The 1,536-nt window shown below is 66.6% G+C and carries 2 protein-coding genes; one reads left to right on the top strand and one right to left on the bottom strand.

The window, feature by feature from the left end:
* Positions 1-1,208: HNH endonuclease signature motif containing protein (locus ACZY0B_RS27405; RefSeq protein WP_463767365.1), on the bottom strand; the 1,208-nt coding region annotated here is incomplete at its 3' end.
* Between the two features lie 179 nt (positions 1,209-1,387).
* Here ACZY0B_RS27405 and ACZY0B_RS27410 point away from each other — a divergent pair.
* Positions 1,388-1,536 (top strand): 3-hydroxyacyl-CoA dehydrogenase NAD-binding domain-containing protein (locus tag ACZY0B_RS27410; RefSeq protein ID WP_463767366.1); only part of this gene is annotated, 149 nt, incomplete at its 3' end.

Raw genomic sequence — 1,536 nt, forward strand, 5'->3', positions numbered from 1 at the left:
CCGCAGGCCCACGTGAGGTTGTCGATGTCGGTGGTGTGGCATTGGGCGTAGTCGGTGATGTGGTGGACTTCGCAGTAATAGCCACCGACATCACATCCGGGTGCTGAGCAGCCAAGGTCTTTGGCGTACAGCACGATTCGCTGACCCGGTGAGGCGAGTCGTTTGGTGTGATACAGGCTGACGGGTTTGGCGTTGTCGAAGATCGCCAGATAGTGATGCGCATGGCGGGCCAGCCGGATCACGTCGCTGATCGGTAGCCGGGTACCGCCGCCGGTCATCCCATTGCCGGCGGCGGCTTCGAGTTCGGCCAGGGTGGTGGTGACGATGATCGAGGCCGGCAGCCCGTTGTGTTGACCCAGATTTCCCGACGCCAGGACCGCGCGCAGGGCGGCGTTCAATCCGTCGTGCTGGCGCTGGGCGGCGCTGCGGACGTCGTGGTCGATGGCGTCCTGGCTGGAGGCACCGTCGACACACGGCTTCGTGTCCGCAGGGTTGCACATGCCGGGAGCGGCGAGTTTGGCCAACACCGCTTCCAGCGATGCCCGTAGTTCGGGGGTCAGCCAGCCGGTGAGCGCCGACATCCCATCGGCCTGCTGCTTGCCCAGCATCAAACCCCGCCGGTGGGCGCGGTCATCGTCGGTGAAGCTGCCGTCAGGGTTGAGGCAATCGGCGAGCCGGTCGGCCAGCCCGGCCAACTGGTCGGGTCGGTACTGGGTGGCCAGGCGGGCCAGGTCGGCTTCGGCCTGCGCGCGGGTGGCTTGGTCTATCCAGCCGGGCAGCTGGTGATAGAACCGGCGGATCACCGCGACATGCTCGGACCCGAGTTTCCCGGCGCGTTGGCCGGCGGCGGTCGCGGCCAGCACCGGTTCCAGCGGTTCGCCAGTCAGTGCGCGCCGCTGGCCCAGGTCGGCGGCGTCGCGGACCCGGCGGGAAGCTTCGGCCCGGCTGATCTGTGTTGCATCGGCGATCGCATGGGAGAGCTTGCCGCCCAGTTCGCCCGCGGTGGCCTGCTGCGCAAGCTGATTGATCAGCGGGTGCTCGCCGGCGGACAGGCGTCGTCGTGCCCGCTCGTAACGGGCCAGTATTGCCAGCCGCTCCGGGGTGCACAGCATTTCCGAGTCAAACCCGAGGATGGTCTCGATCGCGGCGTCCAGGACATCGAAGGCCGCCGTCATGGCTTCCCCGTCGGCGACCACACCTGAACTCATACCAACAAAACTAAACCCACCCACCGACAAAAAACCCCGTCCTGAGACCACTGAAACCACAGTGACACAAGAGGTTTCGGTCGGCGGATGCCCCGGCTTGTCCGCGGGAGACAACGGTCAGCCGATCTTTGTCGGTTGGCGACGGGTCCTGCCGGCAGCCGGAGACTTAACATGCGTGTGTGACTGGTTCGTACACGTACGCCTTCGAAGACATCCAAAACCGCCCGGTCGCGGTGATCGGGGCGGGCACGCTGGGACGCCGCATCGCCCTGATGTTCGCCACCCGCGGCGGAACCGTGCGAATTTACGCGCGGCGCGCCGAACAGCG

Source organism: Mycobacterium sp. IDUB_19 (genome assembly GCF_055419445.1).